This is a genomic window from Cognatundibacterium rivi, from assembly GCF_018139565.1.
GTDB lineage: Bacteria > Pseudomonadota > Gammaproteobacteria > Burkholderiales > Burkholderiaceae_D > Undibacterium > Undibacterium rivi.
In genome coordinates, this window is record NZ_JAGSPK010000004.1 from 250888 (window position 1) to 270085 (window position 19198).

At 51.5% G+C, this 19198-nt stretch carries 13 protein-coding genes; 6 read left to right on the forward strand and 7 right to left on the reverse strand.

The features are described 5' to 3' along the window. Positions 1-322 precede the first annotated feature (322 nt). The 4 genes from KDM87_RS12870 to KDM87_RS12885 all read right to left on the reverse strand — a co-directional run bounded on the left by KDM87_RS12870 (position 323) and on the right by KDM87_RS12885 (position 4112). On the reverse strand, positions 323-1435 hold the full coding sequence (locus KDM87_RS12870) for a hypothetical protein (protein ID WP_212679456.1): 1113 nt from the start codon (positions 1433-1435) through the stop codon (positions 323-325). A gap of 208 nt (positions 1436-1643) precedes the next feature. Next, on the reverse strand, positions 1644-1913 hold the full coding sequence (locus KDM87_RS12875; RefSeq protein WP_212679457.1) for a hypothetical protein: 270 nt from the start codon (positions 1911-1913) through the stop codon (positions 1644-1646). A gap of 199 nt (positions 1914-2112) precedes the next feature. Then, complete coding sequence (locus KDM87_RS12880) at positions 2113-2946, reverse strand: hypothetical protein (RefSeq protein WP_212679458.1); 834 nt, start codon at positions 2944-2946, stop codon at positions 2113-2115. 323 nt (positions 2947-3269) lie between these two features. Then, positions 3270-4112 carry an HDOD domain-containing protein gene (locus tag KDM87_RS12885; protein WP_212679459.1) on the reverse strand — a complete coding sequence of 281 codons (843 nt, stop codon included), beginning with the start codon at positions 4110-4112 and terminating at the stop codon, positions 3270-3272. A 384-nt stretch (positions 4113-4496) separates the two neighbouring features. On the opposite strand from KDM87_RS12885, the gene KDM87_RS12890 reads away from it, so the two are divergent. Beyond that, complete coding sequence (locus tag KDM87_RS12890) at positions 4497-6680, forward strand: TonB-dependent siderophore receptor (RefSeq protein ID WP_230407758.1); 2184 nt, start codon at positions 4497-4499, stop codon at positions 6678-6680. 21 nt (positions 6681-6701) lie between these two features. Beyond that, positions 6702-7997, forward strand: a complete 1296-nt coding sequence (locus KDM87_RS12895; RefSeq protein WP_212679557.1) for a PepSY-associated TM helix domain-containing protein — start codon at positions 6702-6704, stop codon at positions 7995-7997. Between the two features lie 114 nt (positions 7998-8111). On the opposite strand, the gene KDM87_RS12900 is transcribed toward KDM87_RS12895, so the two are convergent. The 3 genes from KDM87_RS12900 to zwf are packed head-to-tail and all read right to left on the reverse strand — an operon-like array spanning position 8112 to position 11167. Continuing rightward, positions 8112-9008, reverse strand: a complete 897-nt coding sequence (locus KDM87_RS12900) for an SIS domain-containing protein (protein ID WP_212679460.1) — start codon at positions 9006-9008, stop codon at positions 8112-8114. Between the two features lie 13 nt (positions 9009-9021). After that, positions 9022-9702 (reverse strand): 6-phosphogluconolactonase, encoded by a 681-nt coding sequence (locus KDM87_RS12905; RefSeq protein WP_212679461.1) that lies wholly within the window; start codon positions 9700-9702, stop codon positions 9022-9024. A 4-nt stretch (positions 9703-9706) separates the two neighbouring features. Beyond that, the gene (gene zwf, locus KDM87_RS12910) at positions 9707-11167 is read right to left on the reverse strand and encodes a glucose-6-phosphate dehydrogenase (RefSeq protein ID WP_212679462.1); all 1461 of its coding nucleotides are present in this window, start codon (positions 11165-11167) and stop codon (positions 9707-9709) included. A gap of 455 nt (positions 11168-11622) precedes the next feature. Here zwf and edd point away from each other — a divergent pair, with 455 nt between their 5' ends. The 4 genes from edd to ppc all read left to right on the forward strand — a co-directional run bounded on the left by edd (position 11623) and on the right by ppc (position 19127). Next, positions 11623-13446: a phosphogluconate dehydratase gene (gene edd / locus KDM87_RS12915; protein WP_212679558.1), complete on the forward strand. Its 1824-nt coding sequence runs from the start codon at positions 11623-11625 to the stop codon at positions 13444-13446. A 122-nt stretch (positions 13447-13568) separates the two neighbouring features. Continuing rightward, the gene (gene eda / locus KDM87_RS12920) at positions 13569-14228 is read left to right on the forward strand and encodes a bifunctional 4-hydroxy-2-oxoglutarate aldolase/2-dehydro-3-deoxy-phosphogluconate aldolase (RefSeq protein WP_212679463.1); all 660 of its coding nucleotides are present in this window, start codon (positions 13569-13571) and stop codon (positions 14226-14228) included. Between the two features lie 209 nt (positions 14229-14437). Continuing rightward, positions 14438-16072 (forward strand): glucose-6-phosphate isomerase, encoded by a 1635-nt coding sequence (pgi, locus tag KDM87_RS12925; RefSeq protein WP_212679464.1) that lies wholly within the window; start codon positions 14438-14440, stop codon positions 16070-16072. Positions 16073-16370: 298 nt separating this feature from the next. Beyond that, entirely contained in the window at positions 16371-19127 is a 2757-nt protein-coding gene (gene ppc, locus KDM87_RS12930) for a phosphoenolpyruvate carboxylase (protein WP_212679465.1), read from the forward strand. The last annotated feature ends 71 nt before the right edge of the window (positions 19128-19198 follow it).

Sequence of the window (19198 nt, forward strand, 5' to 3'; positions counted from 1 at the left end):
TTCACACTGTGTGTGCGCAAGATGCGCCATCGCAAGTGTAGGATGCTTCTCACGCACCAGTCAGGCGATATTGATGTTCGTCCGCGGGGTTTCGCAATACACACTGTTTGAGCCGCAGATACTCTGGATGGAAGCCGAGCGGTCTATGTTGTCTGGGTTTGATCGAATGGAGACAGAGCGGGGTGACGTTGAATATGCTCAGTCATGGCTATGCATCATAGGGGAAAACCCCGCAATTCCTGAGTTGAACTGGGAATAAAAAAGACCTGTGAATTACAGGTCTTTTTTTTGCCATTTCAAGAGGTTAGTCGATGCAGTGCCATCAAGATTTGGAGCTCTTAAATGCTGCGACTATTTTTGATACTTGATCTAGCCCATCAAAGGTCGTCGGTATGTCCGATGCGTCCATCGTCAGCCCGCTGAAAACGAGTGATTCAAATTTTTCGATCGGCTGCTTATCGTGCGAGTTGTTAACAAATGTTTTGTAGCCATCAATAAACTGACAGAGCGCGATTCTAATTTCCAATTGTGTGATTTGCGCATCGGTGGATTTGAGATTGCTATACACAATTCGGAATCCATAAATAAGAAAGAACTCCACTGCAACGAATGGCCAAACATGATACGCATATTTAAACCAGTTAAACTCGGCCTTTACCGTGCCATCATTAGATTGTACGAAGTCGTAAACTTGTAACGCATCACCAAAGTGTAAATAGGTAGGGATTCCAAGCAATGTGGCAAATATCAGGATACAAATGGCAAACGTAATCCGCCACTGGAGTCCTTTTTTTCTTCTTAAAGCAATAAAGGCTTTGGTTAGTTCGACGAAAGCGATGCCACTTTTTAATTCGCTAATACGTCTTTCGAGGCCAGTAAGTATATTATTGCAACTGCTGACCTTAACGTCTTGTTGCATTATTGTTGTATTTAGACTATCAACTTTACTTGCTGCATCATCAAAACTTCTATATCTACCAACTAAATCACGAAGTATCATTAGTTCGAAATGATCGTGAGTTTTTTTTAATGACGACCAGTCATATTCTTTATTTTCAATTAGTTGTAGGACTATTTTATCAATGTCATTAGAAATTTCCGCAGTCGGGTCAAAAACGACACATTCTTTATATGCGCAATAAATGTGTCCAAGCAACTCTCTGAAGTCATTCAAGTCGGCGATATTCAATTCATTTTTTGTAGGTCCAGGTTTAAACCAAAATTGTTTTATAGCTCGAGAACTATTCGTGTGAAAAGGAATAGGTCTTTCGGTTTTACTGAAAAACGACTCTAAATGGCGGACTAATTCTATGAGTAACGACTCGCTGCGAGGTAAATTCTTAAGGAAATCTTTGGATTTAACGACTAACGATAGTTTTACTAAAAAAAACTTAAATTCCTGCTCGGTTAATTCGTCGTTTTTGTTATCAGTCACAGTTTCTCCACAGTCTGAATTCGGATGTTAAAAGTTATTATATTAAAAATAACTATAAATGTATCAAGTTGTTACACTCTATTTGTTTGTGTTCATATAGTGATGACTGGTCGGCACATCGATTTCTCTTTGTAGCTTTCGTTTTCAATATGAAAAAAGCCCGATTCATCGGGCTTTTTTGTATGCATTTCAATGCGGAAGTTTAGTTTTAGTAACGGCTTAACGTCAGTTTTTTAGCATCTTCCCAAGGGATAGATACAAGGTGACCAAGGTTGCCATCTTCAAAGTGGAATTCTTTTATTCCATTCTCATCTGTGGTCCACGCATCAACGACCAGCTTGTCAAAAGGTGAGGCGACATTTTGTACATCGACTTTATATTTCTCATTGATTTTCATATTCGGAGAAAGAATTGCTGTTTCAGTACGCCCTGTCAGTGATAGACGATATGCTGCAGTGTTTGTATCTACTTTCATCATCGTTTACTCCTTAAAAGTTATGCGCTGAGTTCCACGCGCCGACATAATACACTGATTGTTTAATCAGTGGTCTTCTGATTTTTATTGATTTTTCCAACCACTGTATTTGGGTTTTTCTTTGTCCCGACGCCTATCTGCATACCTTATTTCAAACGCGAAAAAAAAGACTTACAGGAGCAGGTCTTATTTTGCGGGATCATTATTTCGCTGCAGATCGCCCTGCATCTGCGTACTTCATAGGCTGGCACCAGGTGGAGGCGGGCTTCGTCAAGTGCGGGGGATTGATGATGTAACTAACGGCGACAGAAAAGCCCAGAAAGGCAATGATAAGAGCCATAAATGTTTCAGAGAATTTTTCACTTAAGATGGTTTTGATAAGAGTTGCAACAAATTGAATTGGGTCGTTCCAAATAGATATCTCTATATCTGTGATCCCAGAGACCATTGTTTGATTTGCCTCTGGATATAGGAATAGATTTGAGCAATGTGAAGTCTCAAAAAATAAACGTACTTCTTCTTCAGAATTAATAGTGTTACGGTCTTTATCGTATCGAGTGGAAGTGTCAATCTGAGCATCGAAGCTGTACCTGGATTGGTATTTAAAAGAAGTTTTTTTTATGATGGTGTGGGGCTGAGTTTGCGACAATCTCGTTATCGAAATGGGAGCCGTAATTTTTTTTTGATGGGTTATCGGGATCGATTCATCATTGTTGTACGCATCTATTTTTTCAATTATCGCCGCCTGACATAAAAGCGATCTTTTTCTGCTCATTGCCCGGATAACAGAGTTTTTAAACCCTTGTTTTTTCCGCTCTTTATATTTTTGCTTAAATTCACTGATGAAGCTATTTGTATCCTCCTTAGTATTTTTGAGCGATATAAAGCGATAAGTGAGATATATCAATAGAAAAAAAACTGCCCACCAGATTCGCTCTTTCTCGCCAATCACTGAAAGGGTATCGCCCAGGATAGGCAGATTTGCCCCTGAAAAATTCACGCCTAAAAAATTTGACAAGATCAGTGCTGCGCTCACGAATACTAGGTTTCTGCGTATTTTGTCCGGGGTGTCGTCCATCGTTATCTCTCTGATTGCTGTTACTTATTGCTGCGTCGGCAAGCGCAAGATGCATCTTGCTCATCGAACTGTGTGATCGCGCCAAGCCTGTTTCGATGGCTTTTAAGCTTTAAATATACCCCTGGAAGTATATTTAAAAGCCCTTTGTTTCTAAGGAGATGAAGGCGTTTTTGGCGCATACTCCCCTGAAAATGCCTTTTTCAGAGGAGTATATCGGTGATCTGGCGGCGATATTGTGAGTCGCTGTTTTGTGACTGTTTCGTGCGCTGATGCTGGTGTTATCAAACATCAATCTGCTGTTTCAGTTTGTTAAATTCGTCACCAGCTTCTTGCAGCACCTGATCCAGCGTTTCCTGATCCAGACCGAGGCTGTGCCACGATAGCGCGGTGATTTCGGGTGTGGTGTGATCGGCGCTTTCGGTGACGTTCAGGACGTGGGCGATACCGTTGGCGACGTGGACGATGGTAGCCAGAAAACCCAGCCCCGGCTTATCCGGCTGGTGATGGCCGGCAATCGCGTTTTTCATCTGATCAGAAAAATTCCAGTACATCGCCAGCTCTTCGCCGACGGCGGCATGATCGATGCCGAGAATTTCTCTTTCGGCGTCAAACTGTGTGCACTGGTGTTCGGCTTGCCAGGCGATGACGTGTTCGTATTCGGTGCTGTGGTAAGTGACCAGCACCAGTGTGCCGATGTCATGCAACAAGCCTGCGGTGAAGGCGACGTCCAGACTCAGGTTCAGGCGTCGCGCGAGAATTTTTGCGACGATGGCGACGGCATTTGAATGACGCCAGAAATCTTTGTGGCTAAAGCCCTGACAATTATTTTCCGGGAAGCAGCCGGTCAGCGCGGCCGTCACGATGATTTGTTTAACGGTGGTCATGCCAAGCAGGGCGATCGCTTGCTGTATGGTGGTGACTTTGAATTGCGTGGCGTAATAGGCTGAATTGGCGAGCCTCAGGGTTTTCGCGGTCAGGGCGATATCGCGTGTGACTTTGTCGGCCAGTTCGTGCGTGTCGACATCTTCTTTGTCGATGTTATTCAGTATCTCCATGACGACCGCAGGCAGGGTCGGCAAGTCTTTGACTTCTTCCACAATCTGATGAATAGCTATTCGGTTCATGTCTCACTCCTTTGTTTCTAGTATTACTCAAAAAGACAAGAGACGGGGTGACCGTTGCAAAATTGTATGCTGCTTGATTTGGCTTGATTTAGCTTGTATCTGGCGCTGACTATTGCGCGTGTCGATGACGAACCCTTGATTTCAATGGCTGAGGTTTATGCCGCTGCAAGTAAACATCAATCAGGCAAACAAACCACCAAACCACGAAAACACTGAATGCTGCCGAACAAGGCCGAACATAAATTCAACACAAAACGCAAATGAGAATGATTTGCGTTAACTTGTTTGCGTGAGTACAATGCTGCCATTCATCTTCCATGCTTGTTCTGCTGTCGGGCATGGTCTGCAGGCATTTTTCTACTCAGATCAATTTCAAGGCTATCTATGATTCAGCGCATTTCACACTCTGTCCGGCAAGACTCTGATTCGACTTCTGATAACGTTTTCCGCCTGCGGCCAATGGCGTGGGCATTATCGATTGCGTTGCTGGCGCCAGCCGCCGTATTGGCGGATAACGCAGCATCAGCAGGCGAGGACAAAGCGGCATTACCGGAAGTGGTGGTGAAAGGCGCAGCGGTAAATGAACCGACGACAGAAAAGAGCGGCGCTTATTCGACGCGCAAGAGCAGTTCTGCAACCAGGCTGGATATGTCTTTGCGGGAAACGCCGCAATCGGTGTCGGTGGTGACCCGCGCAAAAATGGATGATTTCAGACAGCTTAGCGCCAATGATGTGCTGGCAAATACGACGGGTGTCTCGGTCGAAAAAGTAGAAACAGATCGCACGTATTACATGGCGCGTGGTTTTGACATTATCAATTTTCAGTACGATGGTATCGGCCTGCCGTTCACTACCGGCAATGTGTATGGTGATATTGATACCGCGATTTACGACCGGGTCGATATCGTGCGCGGGGCGAATGGTCTGATGTCTTCGACCGGTAATCCTTCTGCAGCCGTGAATTTTATCCGTAAGCGCCCGGTGTATCAGACGCAGGCATCCGCCGGGCTGACGCTGGGCTCGTGGAATACGCGCAGGGTCGATGCGGATGTTTCCGGTGCATTGAATGCTGCCGGAACGGTCGCGGGGCGTCTGGTAGTTGCAAAGCAGACCGGTGATTCTTATCTTGATCGTTATTCACCGGAAAAAACTGTGCTGTACGGCGTGATCGAAGCCAATCTGAGCGACACCACTTTGCTGACAATCGGTCATTCCCATCAGAAAGGCGACGTGCGTGGCGGTATGTGGGGCGCCTTGCCACTGTATTACACCGATGGCAGCCCGACCAATTACAAAACTTCGACCAGCACGGCAACCGACTGGGCGCGCTGGCAGACGCAGAATGAGCGCAGCTTCGTCGAACTGAGCCACCAGCTCAATGACGACTGGCAGATTAAATCTGTTGTCAGCCGTAACCGTGCCAGCACCGATTCCAAACTTTTTTACGTCTATGGCACGCCCGAGCGCGCGACCGGGTTGGGCTTGTACAGTTATCCATCGCTGTATAACAGTGTCAATACGCAGACCACGCTGGATATTTATGCCACCGGCAAATTCACGCTGGCCGGACGTCAGCACGATCTGAGCGTTGGTGCGAACTGGTCGAAATCCAATATGAATGATATTTCGCATTACGGCGTGGGCATCGGTACCGCCTTACCGGATATCAGCAACTGGACGGGCAATTATCCAGAACCCGCATTTAACGCATCGGTCAATGGCAGCGACTATGAAGACAAACGCACGACGGTGTTTATTGCCTCCCGTTTCAACCTCGCGGATGAATTTAAATTGATCGCCGGTGCCAATCACACGAAGGCGGAAACCAGCGGTAATTCGTATGGCGTCAGCAGCATCAAGAATGCCAGCAAGACCACGCCGTATCTGGGCCTGGTGTATGACCTGACACCCTATGTTTCAACGTATGCCAGCCATACCGAAATTTTTAATCCGCAAAGTGAAGTCGATGCCAGCGGCAAGACGCTCGATCCAGTCAAGGGAAAAGGGGACGAGCTGGGCGTGAAAGCCGAACTGTTTGACCGTAAGCTGAATCTGTCGGCTGCCGTCTTTAAAATCAGGCAAAACAACGCTGCAGAGCAGGCGGGTTATGTCGGCACCAAGGCGTATTACCGGGGTATCGACGCAACGTCGCAAGGGTTTGAGTTTGATGCCAGCGGTGAGCTTGCCAAAGGCTGGAATCTGAGCGCAGGGTATACCCAGTTGAGTCTCAAGGGTGGCGACGATAAAGATGTGAAAACCTATGTGCCACGAAAATTGTTCCGCCTTTCTACGACTTATCAGTTACCGTTTCTGCCGCAGGCAAAAGTGGGCGGCAGCATGAACTGGCAGTCGGATACTTTCCGCGATGAAGGTTCCGGTAATGTGATTCGTCAGGGCAGTTATGCTGTGCTGAATCTGATGGCGCGCTATGAGGTGAATCCGAATCTCAGCATTGCCTTGAATCTGAATAATGTCAGCGACCAGAAATATCTGACCAGTCTGTACTGGAGTCAGAGTTACTACGCTGCGCCACGTAATGGCAGCGTGACGGTCAACTGGAAATATTAAGCGGCGGCGCGATATATGCAGATGCGACCTGTTTTCGTGTTGCTGCACCGCTGGTTCGGGCTGGCGGTGGCCGTTTTCCTGTTTGTCTCTGGCCTGACCGGTGCGCTCATCTCGTGGGATCATGAGCTTGATGCCTGGCTGAATCCGCAACTGTTTCATGCCCGTAGTGCGGCAGGTGTCGACGAAGCTAATGCAGACCGGCGTCCCGTCTGGTCCGGTCTTGCGTTGGCTGACAAAATTGAAGCAGATGATCCGCGCCTCCGTGTGACGTATGTGCTGAACGAGGAGGAGCCCGGTCACACCATACAGATGTCGGTCGAAGGAAAGATAGATCCCGCCACGGCAAAGCCTTATGCGCTGGGTTTCAATCAGATCGCGGTTGATCCGGTGACGGCAGAAATACAGGGGAAGCGGCAATGGGGCGAAATTTCGCTGAGCCGTGAAAACTTGCTGCCGTTTTTGTACAAGCTGCATTACACCATGCATCTTCCTGAAGTGTCCGGCATCGAGCTGGGTATCTGGCTGATGGGGCTGATCGCTCTGGTGTGGGTGCTCGATTGTTTCATTGCATTGTGGATTTCCTTTCCCAACTGGCGCAGCTGGCGCAAATCGTTTGCGTTTCGCTGGGCACAGGGCGGGCACAAACTGAATTTTGATCTACATCGTTCCAGCGCTGTGTGGCTATGGCTGTTCATGCTGCTGTTGGCGGTCACCTCTGTATCGATGAATCTGAATGCGCAGGTGATGCGTCCGGTGGTTGCGTGGTTTTCACCCTTGAGTGAGGATGTGTTTGCCAGCCGTGTACCGCAGGCGCTGGAGCAACCGGTCATTCCTGCTCTCAGCCGGGCGCAGATCGTCAGTCTGGCAAAGCAGGATGCACAAAAGCGCGGCTGGAGCTTACCGGCTGGCGGTATTTTCTATTCGTCGGCATTTGGTGTTTACGGCGTGGGTTTTTTTGAAGCCGGTAATGATCACGGTGATGTTGGTCTGGGCAATGCCTGGCTGTATTTCGATGGCAAAGATGGCCGTGCTCTGGGTGGCAAAATTCCCGGTACTGGCAGTGCGGGAGATATTTTTCTGCAAGCGCAGTTCCCGCTGCATTCAGGTCGCATCCTTGGTCTGACGGGGCGCATACTGATCTCGTTGATGGGCTTGGTGGTAGCGATGCTGAGTGTGACCGGCGTCATTATCTGGATCAGAAAACGACGGGCAAAATTGGTAGCGAAAACGGCGCTGACAATGACGAACAAGATGCCAAAAAACATGCCAGCCGCCATGTCAAAACCGGTCTCAAAAGACGCGGCTAGTGTGGGGTGATTGTGGCGATTGTGCTGACGCAGGTATTTTCTGTTTTCAGCAATATCTGCCGTCAACGTTGAATAGGCTCATTTCTCAGCAGACATGAGCCCATTTTTTGAATCGCTCAGTTATTCAGTCTGCCTTGGGCACCAGACGTTTTTCGCTGATGCTGGCTTTGGCTCTTTCCAGCATATCGATAGCCGCCGGGCCGCGCAGCAAAGTGACGGCAACGGCCAGTGCATCGATATACGTCAGATGGGCGAGGCGGGATGTCATCGGCGTATAGATATCCGGGTCTTCTTCCACGTCCACGCTGATGTGCACATCCGCCAGCTCTGCCAGCGGGCCACCACTCGCGCACAAGACCAAAATCTTTGCCCCAGCTTCTTTTGCGAGTTGCACGCTATTGATCAGATCGCGTGTGCGACCGGTGCGGGAAAATGCGACCACGACGCAATCGCTGTTGAGCAGGGTTGCCGATTGCGCCTGCAAATGAGCATCGCAAAAAACGGTGGTGGGAATACCGAAACGGAAAAACTTGAGTTGCGCATCAATCGCCAGCGCGCCGGAATAGCCGAGCCCGTAACATTCTATCCGGCGGGCTCTGGCAAGCAATTGCACGGCGGCTTCAAAGTTGGTGACGTTCGCATTATTTCTGGCTTCCATCAGTGCCGCGATGGTGCGGTCAAATACTTTGGGTAACACATCGCGCACATGATCAGCCTGATTCACATCCAGATGCAGATACGGAATGCCGGTCGCCAGACTTTTTGCAAATGCCAGTTTGAATGATTTGAAGCCATCGAAACCCAGACTTTGTGAGAAACGCGCGACCGTCGGCTCGCTGACGTTACAGGCTTGCGCCAGCACGCGTATCGACATTTCCAGCGCATCATGCGGCTTTTGCAGCAGGAATTCAGCAACCTGGCGCTCGGCGCGGCTCAGCGCGGTACTGGCGACGCGGATGCGGGCCAGCAAACCTTTTTCCGTTGGCGTTATCGAAGAGGGTGTGGAATGTGAATGTGCCATAGTTTCTTATTTTTCAGGGACACCAGAAAACATCAATCGGGCAGCCCGCATCGCGTAATAAGGCGCTGATCGGTAACTGCTGTTGTTCGGCGTCTTCCAGCACGCGGCGTTTTTCTGCGCCGCTGATCAGCAGCCAGATCCGCTCGGTATGGAGCAAACGAGGCAGCGATAAGGACATGCGGCTTTGTTGGGTTTGCGGATGCAAGGCAGCAAGACAGGTGCGCTGATCTTGCTGCACCGGCGCGCCGGGAAACAGCGAGGCGATATGGCCATCTGCGCCCATCCCCAGCAATACTGCATTGAATGCATTTGGCAATTGTTCGCGCAGACGGGCATCAATCGCAGCAGCGGCGGCGGCCGGAGTTGGCGCTTCATTTTTCAGTGACAACAATTGCCAATCCTGACGTGCTGCGGATCCAGGCAGGCAGCGCCGGAATAAGCCTTCATTGCTTTGCGCATCGGCGTCATCGACCCAGCGTTCATCGGTCGCCACCAGCGTGATTGGTTGGTGCGGCGTGGCGCAGGCACTTAACAAGGCGTCGAGTTGGCGGTAAATCGGTGCCGGTGTGGTGCCGCCTGCCAGCGCAAAACTGACAGGTGTCGTCGCACTATAGATGATGTCCAGCCATTGCTGGCTCAGACTCTTGCTTAACGCGTTGATGTCATCGAAATCGTGGTAACGGATGGTGCTCATAGCTTCAGCTTTCAACGTATTCTTCGCCCCACGCGGCGCCGTGCTGCGCCAGCAGATAGCTCGCCGCTGCCGGGCCCCAGCTACCGGCGATATACGATTTCAAGCCTTCACTGTCGTTCTGCCAGGCATTCATGATCGGGTCTATCCAAGACCATGCAGCATTGAGTTCATCATCGCGCACAAACAGCGTCAGATCGCCATGCATGGCATCGAGCAGCAAACGCTCATACGATTCAACACGGCGTAAATTCGATGCTTCAGCAAAATCCAGATTCAGTGCCACATCGGATAAACGTATGCCTTCGCCGGGCTCTTTGGCCTTCATGAACAACTGCACGCTTTCTTCCGGCTGCAGAGTAATCACCAGACGATTCGAGCGCATAGGTCCTTGCGACTGACCAAAAATCGAATACGGGATCGGTTTGAAATTAATCGTGATTTCTGCGCTGCGGCTTGCCATGCGCTTGCCGGTACGCAGATAAAACGGCACGCCCGCCCAGCGCCAGTTGTCGATTTCTGCGCGGATAGCGACGAAGGTTTCAGTGCGGGACGCAGGCGGTACACCGGGCTCCGCCTGATAAGCAATGACAGGTTTGCCATCGACCGCACCAGCGCGATATTGCCCGCGCACGGTTTTTTTGCTGACTTCTTCATTCGTGAATTTACGCAGTGCACGCAAGACTTTGACTTTTTCGTCGCGGATCGCATCCGGATTCGCATTCACCGGCGGCTCCATCGCAACGATGGACACCAGTTGCAGCAAATGGTTTTGCACCATGTCACGCAGCGCGCCGGTGTGATCGTAAAAATCACCGCGCGATTCAACGCCGACTTGTTCGGAAATTGAAATCTGCACATCCTGTATCCATTTGCGATTCCACAAAGGTTCGAGGAAGGAATTGGCAAAACGCAGCGCGAGCAGATTTTGCACCATCTCTTTGCCGAGGTAATGGTCGATACGGTAAATCTGATGTTCATCCAGATAATTACGCAGCGACTGGTTAATTTCTTTGGCCGATTGCGCATCGCGCCCCAGCGGTTTTTCGACGACGACGCGCGCATTGCCTTCCACCAGACCGTGTTTCGATAACTGCTCAACGACAGGAATAAAAATATCCGGGCCGGTCGCCAGATAAAACAGGGTGGCATTGCTTGCCGAGGTATGCAGGCTGTTTTTCAGAATCGCGAAATCTTCAGGTACGCGTGCATCGATTTTGGCGTAATCCGTGCAAGCGAGGAAAGCGGCGAGTTTTTCGGCGCTGCCTCCGACCACTTTTCCGGCGTACTGGCTGATGCTGTCGCTGACACGCTGACGGAATTCCTCATGCGACAAGGCTTCACGCGCCGCGCCGATAAATTTGAATTCGCTGTCGAGCCGGCCATTCACAAAGGCGCTGTACAGCGCTGGAATGATTTTGCGTTTGGCGAGATCGCCGGTGCCGCCAAATAAGACAAAAGTGGTCATGCTGACTCCGTGAGGTGTTCTGATTGGTTACCTGAATTTACTTGCCTGCTAGGTGCTGACGCATAGTTGCGGTTCTTTGCTTTGCTTCGTGTTGCTTCGCGCTTGACTTTATCAGCGGTGCACCTGAATCAACGGATAAACGCAGTATGGACAGCTTGATTATGCCAGAAAAACTACAAAAATGTAGTTTCGTTACGTTAAAAAATAACATTTTTAATGATAAATAGACTTAAAAATGAAATTATGAAAGTTTGTTACAGAAATTTCTGATTCGTGGTATCTTTCTGTTCATTGTATTCAGATAGTTTTCAGATAGTTGAGTGATCGTCTGACAAGCACCGCAGAAACTGGTGCGCAAGATCACTGGCTGTTTTGCTGTCTGTTTCTGCCGCTTTACTATTACGCCCACAGGGCATCAGGTGAGTTCAATGACGACATCCTCTTCATCAACATCGATTGCGTTGCACCCGGTTATCGCTCAGGTGACACAACGTATTATTGAACGCAGCAAACCTCTGCGTACTGCCTATCTTGAACAGTTGGAAAAAATGCGTGGCCGTGGGCCGCGCCGCGCCAGTTTGTCGTGTGCGAATCAGGCACATGCGAATGCGGCGATGGGCAATGGCACCAAAATCTGGCTGAATCAGGCGCAGAAGCCGAACATCGGTATCGTGACCGCATACAACGACATGCTGTCTGCGCATCAGCCGTATGAAACTTATCCGCAACAGATACGTGAGGCCGCGCTACGTTGTGGCGGTACGGCGCAGGTGGCGGGTGCAGTCCCGGCGATGTGTGATGGTGTGACGCAGGGGCGTCCGGGGATGGAGTTGTCGTTGTTTTCGCGCGATGTGATTGCGCAGGCGACAGCCGTGGCTTTGTCGCATGATGCGTTTGATGCGACGCTGTGTCTTGGTATCTGCGACAAAATTGTGCCAGGGCTGCTGATCGGTGCGCTGGCCTTTGGTCACTTGCCGACGATTTTTGTGCCAGCCGGGCCTATGGGTTCTGGTTTATCGAATAAAGAAAAAGCCGCTGTGCGTGAACGGTATGCACAAGGTAAAGCAACGAAAGAAGAATTGCTGGCCGCCGAAAGCGCCGCGTATCACAGTGCTGGCACCTGCACGTTTTATGGCACCGCGAACAGCAATCAGATGCTGCTCGAAGCGATGGGCTTGCATTTGCCAGGCGCGGCTTTTGTTCATCCATCCGACCCTTTGCGCAGTGCGCTGACCGACGCGGCGGTGGAACGGGTACTGCAACTGACCGAACAAAGCGGCAACTACAAACCTATCGGCCAACTGGTTAATGAAAAAACCATCGTCAATGCCATCATCGCCTTGCTGGCGACGGGCGGCTCGACGAATCACACTATCCATTGGGTTGCGGTGGCACGTGCCGCCGGTATCCTGATCAACTGGCAGGATTTTGATGAGCTTTCCTCGGTCATTCCGCTGTTGACGCGGGTGTATCCGAATGGCACGGCGGATGTGAATGCATTTGAAGATGCCGGTGGCCCGACCTTTGTGATCCGCGAATTATTATCGGCAGGTCTGATGCATGGCGACGTGATGACGGTGTATGGCGACGAGGGTTTGCATTCGCATACCGTGTGCCCGATGCTGAATGATGCCGGGCAAATCGCTTGGCAGGCGCAGCCTGCATTATCGACAGATACCGCAGTGCTCAGAAATGTCAGCGAGCCGTTCGCCGCAACCGGTGGCCTGCGCCTGCTGCAAGGCAATCTGGGGCGGGCGATTGTGAAAGCATCCGCAGTGCCGGAAGAGGCGTGGATCACCACAGCTCCAGCCAAAGTATTTGAATCGCAAGAGGCGCTGGTCAACGCATATAAAGCAGGCGAGCTGAATATGGATTTTGTCGCCGTCGTGATTTTCCAGGGGCCGCAGGCCAATGGTATGCCGGAGCTGCACCATTTCACGCCGGTGCTCGGCAGCCTGATGTCAGCCGGTTACAAGGTGGCGTTGGTGACCGATGGCCGCATGTCCGGCGCGTCCGGCAAAGTACCGGCGGCATTGCATGTGAGCCCGGAAGTGGCGCAGGGCGGGCCGCTCGGCAAAGTGCGCGACGGCGATCTGATCGAGCTGAATGTGCATACCGGTGAATTACGCGCGCTGGTCGATGAAGCTGAATGGGCGCAACGTGCAGTGCGTGGTTCGAGTAAAGAAAATATGGCGGGCTATGGTCGCGATCTGTTTGCCGCACAACGTCGCGTGGTGACGGCACCAGAACACGGCGCATCGACCTTATTCATCGACTGACATTCATAGAACCGGATATCACAGGTAAGAGATTGCGGTGTGTATCGGTAATGTGCACACCATACAGACAACACAAACACAACAGCGCGCATCAGCGCCAATGACAATCAGCAGAGGACAACATGAGTTTTTCCAGACAAAGCATCATTGACCAACTCGCCCAGGTGCGCGTTTTACCGATACTGGTTGCTGATGATGTGGAGCAGGCGATTCGTTGCGTGACAACGCTGGCAGAAAACGGTTTGCCTGCCGTTGAAATTACCTTGCGCACGCCGAATGCGCTGAACGTATTACGCGAAGTCGTGAACGCCTGCCCTGGCGTGACGGTCGGCGCTGGCACGATACTGACAGCGGCACAACTCGCTGCCGTTAAAGAAGCGGGTGCTGCGTTTGGCATCAGCCCTGGCATTACACCTGCACTGGCAAAAGCTGCTGCTGAATCCGGTTTGCCGTATTTTCCCGGTACCGGTGGCGCGAGCGATGTGATGCTGGCGCTGGAACATGGTTTTGATGTCGTTAAGCTGTTTCCGTCAGATGTCGTTGGCAGCACCAAGATGGCGAAAGCGTTGGGCGGCCCGTTTCCCGATGTCCGCTTCTGCCTGACTGGTGGCGTCACGCTGGAATCCACGCCGGTGCTGTTGCAGCAGACGAATGTTTTATGCGTCGGCGGTTCCTGGATGTGCCCGGCGAATCTGATTCAGAGCGGTGACTGGGCAGCGATTGCACAACTTGCGGCCGCCGCGGCTAAAGCTGCCGAGGCTGGAAAGTCTGGCAGCCAGTGATGTTCCCGTCACCTTCTGCGATGTCATTGCGCCGCAGACGGTGAGATCAGATGCGGCTGCAGCGTTCTATTTTTGCTGCATTTGGTCAAAATATACTGGGGGGAGTATTTTTTAAGCGCCTTTGTTTTCAAGGAGATAAAGGCAAAAATGAGATATACCCCCCCCATTTTTATGTTTTTCCGGTCTTAGTTAAGATAAAAAGCACGCTCATGGCCACTTCTGTTTCCCGTACTCCGCTCTGGTGCCTGTTGCAGCAACGCGCCACCAATTTGCCCAGCCTGAAAGAATTGTTCCGCGCTGATCCGCAGCGCTTCAGCCATTTTTCCGCTTCCGCTTGCGGCATTCTGCTCGACTACTCGAAACAGCGCATCGATACCACGGCAAAACTGAATCTGCTGGCACTGGCGCGGCAACAGGATGTCGAAGCGCGGCGTGATGCGATGTTGCGTGGTGAAGCCATCAATCTCACCGAAAACCGCGCGGTGCTGCATACCGTGTTGCGCCTGCCAAAAGGTGAAAGTTTTTATCTACATGGCGACAATATCGCTGCTGATGTGCATCAGGTGCTGGCACAGATGCGCAGTTTCAGCGATGCGGTGCGCGGCGGACACTGGCGCGGTTATACCGGCAAGGCGATCCGCACGATTGTGAATATCGGCATAGGCGGTTCTGATCTGGGGCCGCAGATGGCGTGTATCGCACTCGCGCCGTGGTCACAGAAAAATCTGTCGTTGCATTTTGTGTCGAATGTCGATGGCCGTCATGTGGCTGATGCGCTGGCGAATGCCGATCCGGAAACGACTTTGTTTGTGGTCGCTTCCAAAACATTCACCACGATGGAAACCCTGACCAATGCCCGCACCGCGCGCGAATGGATGCTCGCGCATGGTTGTCCGGCCGAACAGATTCGTCAGCATTTCGTGGCCTTGAGTACGAATGTGAAAGCCGCCGCCGATTTTGGTATTGCACCGGAAAACGTCTTTCCATTCTGGAACTGGGCCGGCGGACGTTATTCGATGTGGAGCGCGATTGGCTTGTCGATTGCCTTGTATGTCGGCATGGACAGGTTTGAAGAAATGCTGGCTGGTGCGCATGAAATGGATCTGCATTTTGCACAGGCACCGCTGGAAAAAAACCTACCGGTGCTGATGGCGCTGATCGGCGTCTGGAATATTAATTTCCTCGGCCTGCATGCCTTGTCGATTGCGCCTTACCATCAGCGCATGACGCGTGTGCCCGCGTATCTGCAACAACTGGAAATGGAAAGCAACGGCAAATCGGTGACGCGTGAAGGCCAGCGTGTCGATTACACGACTTCGCCGATTCTGTTCGGCGAAGCGGGCACGAATGGGCAGCATGCATATTTTCAGTTGCTGCATCAGGGCGCGACGATCATCCCGACGGATTTCATTGTCGTCGCCGATGATGATGCCGGCTTACCCGGACACAATCAGGCCTTGCTAGCGAATTGCTTTGCACAATCAAAAGCGATGGCGCTCGGCAAAAATATGGAAGAAGTACGCGCTGAACTCGGTGATTTACCGGAAAAAATGCTGGCACCGCGCGTGTTTGAAGGCAATCGCCCGACCTCAACCCTGTTGCTGGACAGCCTCACGCCACGTTCGCTGGGGGCGCTGATTGCGTTGTACGAACACAAAGTATTCGTGCAATCGGTGATCTGGGATATCAATGCATTCGACCAGTGGGGCGTCGAGCTGGGCAAGTCGCTCGCGCAACAATTGATTAGCCTTGATCCTGCAGCCGTCAAAGAAGATTACGACAGTTCAACCAAAGGTTTGTTGCACGCAGTCAAACGCAGTCAGAAGCTCAAAAAAGCTGCCTGACATCAATTGGCGAACGATCTGGCTTGCCGCAGGCGGGGCGCTGCAGCCGTGTTTTCGCCTGTATAAGCGGCGGCGGATATCGCTAAGCTGTAAGTCTGCCGTCAAGCTCACTGGGTAAGCTAGTTTTAACTGATCATTTTCTGATGTACGTTGATATTGTTCAGAAAAAACAACTGCATTAACTATCAGGCGACGCGCGTGAGATTGCGCAAAAGCGGCAAGATTTTTCATCAATCCACTGACCCGGCTCACGTACAATTTTCCCAGCATGTATTTTCACTTCCACTACTAACTCAACATGACCGATAAAGACGATGATAAAGATCAGAGCCTGCGTGAAGATATACGCCGGCTGGGGCGCCTGTTAGGCGATACAGTAAGAAATCAGCATGGGGACGAGGCTTTCGAGCTGATAGAACGGGTGCGGCAGAACTCGATACGCTTTCGTCGTGATGCCGATCAGGCTGCACGTGTTGAGCTGGAATCGACCCTGAATACGCTGACCAACGACCAGACCACGCAAGTAATCCGGGCGTTCAGCTATTTTTCACATCTGGTGAATCTGGCTGAGGATCAGCATCACATCCGCCGTTCGCGTGCGCATCAGATCGCAGGCTCGGCTCCGCGTCAGGGTAGTCTGGCTTTTACGATCGAGGCTTTGTACCGTACCGGTCACAGCACGCGGCAGTTACTGGATTTTTTTGAGCATGCGCAGGTGGCGCCGGTGCTGACTGCGCATCCGACCGAGGTGCAGCGCAAGAGCATACTGAATTGCCAGATGGTGATTACGCGTTTGCTGGATGAGCGTGATCGCATGCAACTGACACCGGAAGAATCGGGCGCGAATGAGGAAGCGCTGGCGCGCGCCGTACTCACGCTGTGGCAGACACGCATGTTGCGCATGTCCAAGCTGTCGGTGCTCGACGAAGTGGAAAACGGCCTGAGTTTTTACGACTACACTTTCCTGCGCGAACTGCCGCATCTGTATGCGGGGCTGGAAGATCTGCTGGCATCCAAAGATCCGTCATTACAGCAAACGGAATTGCCGAGTTTCATGAAAATGGGCAGCTGGATCGGTGGTGACCGCGATGGTAATCCTTTCGTCACTGCGTCCATACTGGAAAAAACAATGGCAATGCAGGCGACGCGTGCATTCAAGTTTTATCTGGAAGAGATACACACGCTGGGCTCGCAGTTGTCGATGGCAACTTTGCTGGTAAAAGTGTCCGATGAGTTGCTGGCGCTCGCGCAGCGTTCGCCCGATCATTCGCCGCACCGTGCTGATGAACCGTATCGCCTTGCGATCAGCGGTATCTACGCGCGTCTGGCGGCGACATATACACAATTACTTGGTCTGTTGCCGGCGATACCACCCAGTGGCGACGCGACGCCGTATGCGTATTCCGAAGAGCTGGCGGCTGATCTCGACATCATCCACCAATCCCTGATCAGCAATGGTTCTGCGGCGATTACCCGTGGTCGTCTGCGCCATCTGCGGCGGGCGGTGCGGGTGTTTGGTTTTTATCTGGCGCCACTTGATTTGCGGCAGAATTCCGATGTGCATGAACGCGTGGTCGCCGAGCTGTTACAGGCCGCGAATCCGGAAGTGGATTACCTGTCTTTGAATGAAGATCAGCGGATTGAGTTGCTGGTCAAAGAGATCAGTTCTGCGCGGCCTCTGGCATCGCCGTATCTGACTTATTCTGAAGAAACCCAATCGGAACTCGCGATTTACCGCGCTGCTGCGAAGGCGAAACAACGTTATGGCGATGGCGCGGTACCGAATTGCATCATCTCAAAAACGGATGGCGTTTCCGATATGCTGGAACTGGCTTTGCTGCTGAAAGAAGCAGGTTTGCTGCATCCGGCAGAAGGGCGTCTCGATGTGAATATTATTCCGCTGTTTGAAACTATTGAGGATTTGCAGAACAGCGCACCGGTGATGGACAGGCTGTTTGCGATTCCTGCTTATGCACGTTTGCTCGCGAGCCGTCAGCAGGCGCAGGAAGTAATGCTGGGCTATTCGGACAGTAATAAAGACGGCGGCTTCCTGACCTCAGGCTGGGAATTGTATAAAGCGGAACTTGATCTGATACAGGTGTTCGCGCGGCATCAGGTACGCCTGCGTTTGTTTCATGGTCGCGGTGGTTCTGTCGGTCGTGGCGGTGGCCCCAGCTATCAGGCAATCCTGGCGCAGCCTGCCGGTGCAGTGCAAGGGCAGATTCGTCTGACAGAGCAAGGCGAAGTCATTACCGCCAAATACGGTAATCCGGAAGTCGGTCGCCGCAATCTGGAGGTGCTGGCGGCCGCGACGATGGAAGCGAGTTTGCTCGCGCATCAGGAAGCGCCGCCGCGTCCCGAGTTTTTATCGGCGATGGAAGAGTTATCTGCGCATGCCTTTAAAGCCTACCGTCACCTGGTCTACGAGACCGAAGGTTTTGAGCAATATTTCTGGGAATCGACAGTCATTTCTGAGATAGCTGGTCTGAACATCGGCAGTCGTCCGGCATCCCGTAAGAAATCAACAGCGATTGAAGATTTACGTGCGATACCGTGGGTCTTCAGCTGGGCGCAATGCCGTCTGATGTTACCGGGCTGGTTTGGTTTTGGCGCTGCTGTGCAGGCGTATTTGCAGGCACATCCTGACCATGGTTTGCAGACCTTGCAAGCGATGTTCCGCGAGTGGTCTTTTTTCAGCACCGTGCTGTCGAATATGGAAATGGTGCTGGCAAAAAGCGATATCGGGATTGCCAGCCGTTATGCACAACTGGTCAAGGATGACAGTCTGCGCCAGCGAATTTTCCCACGGATTCAAGCCGAGCATACATTGACGATAGATGTGCTGAAATCAATTTCCGGACAGGATGAGTTGCTGGCGGCGAATCCTTTGCTGGCGCGTTCGATACGGAATCGTTTCCCCTATCTGTCGCCATTGAATCACGTACAGGTCGAGTTACTCGAACGTTTCCGTCAGGGTGATACCGATGAACGGGTGCGCCGTGGCATCCATTTATCGATCAATGGTATTGCGGCTGGTTTGAGAAACAGCGGCTGATCAGTTACTCGATGTGGAAATGTTGGATGCAAAAAAGCCTCTCTATGTGAGAGGCTTTTTTTATGCGAACC

What these genes read in the sequence shown, in the direction of transcription:
- ppc (WP_212679465.1), top strand. Translation starts at nt 16,371, where the DNA reads ATGACCGATAAAGACGATGATAAAGATCAGAGCCTGCGTGAAGATATA.
- eda (WP_212679463.1), top strand. Translation starts at nt 13,569, where the DNA reads ATGAGTTTTTCCAGACAAAGCATCATTGACCAACTCGCCCAGGTGCGC.
- KDM87_RS12900 (WP_212679460.1), bottom strand. Translation starts at nt 9,008, where the DNA reads ATGGCACATTCACATTCCACACCCTCTTCGATAACGCCAACGGAAAAA.
- KDM87_RS12890 (WP_230407758.1), top strand. Translation starts at nt 4,497, where the DNA reads ATGATTCAGCGCATTTCACACTCTGTCCGGCAAGACTCTGATTCGACT.
- pgi (WP_212679464.1), top strand. Translation starts at nt 14,438, where the DNA reads ATGGCCACTTCTGTTTCCCGTACTCCGCTCTGGTGCCTGTTGCAGCAA.
- KDM87_RS12895 (WP_212679557.1), top strand. Translation starts at nt 6,702, where the DNA reads ATGCGACCTGTTTTCGTGTTGCTGCACCGCTGGTTCGGGCTGGCGGTG.
- KDM87_RS12885 (WP_212679459.1), bottom strand. Translation starts at nt 4,112, where the DNA reads ATGAACCGAATAGCTATTCATCAGATTGTGGAAGAAGTCAAAGACTTG.
- KDM87_RS12875 (WP_212679457.1), bottom strand. Translation starts at nt 1,913, where the DNA reads ATGATGAAAGTAGATACAAACACTGCAGCATATCGTCTATCACTGACA.
- zwf (WP_212679462.1), bottom strand. Translation starts at nt 11,167, where the DNA reads ATGACCACTTTTGTCTTATTTGGCGGCACCGGCGATCTCGCCAAACGC.
- KDM87_RS12905 (WP_212679461.1), bottom strand. Translation starts at nt 9,702, where the DNA reads ATGAGCACCATCCGTTACCACGATTTCGATGACATCAACGCGTTAAGC.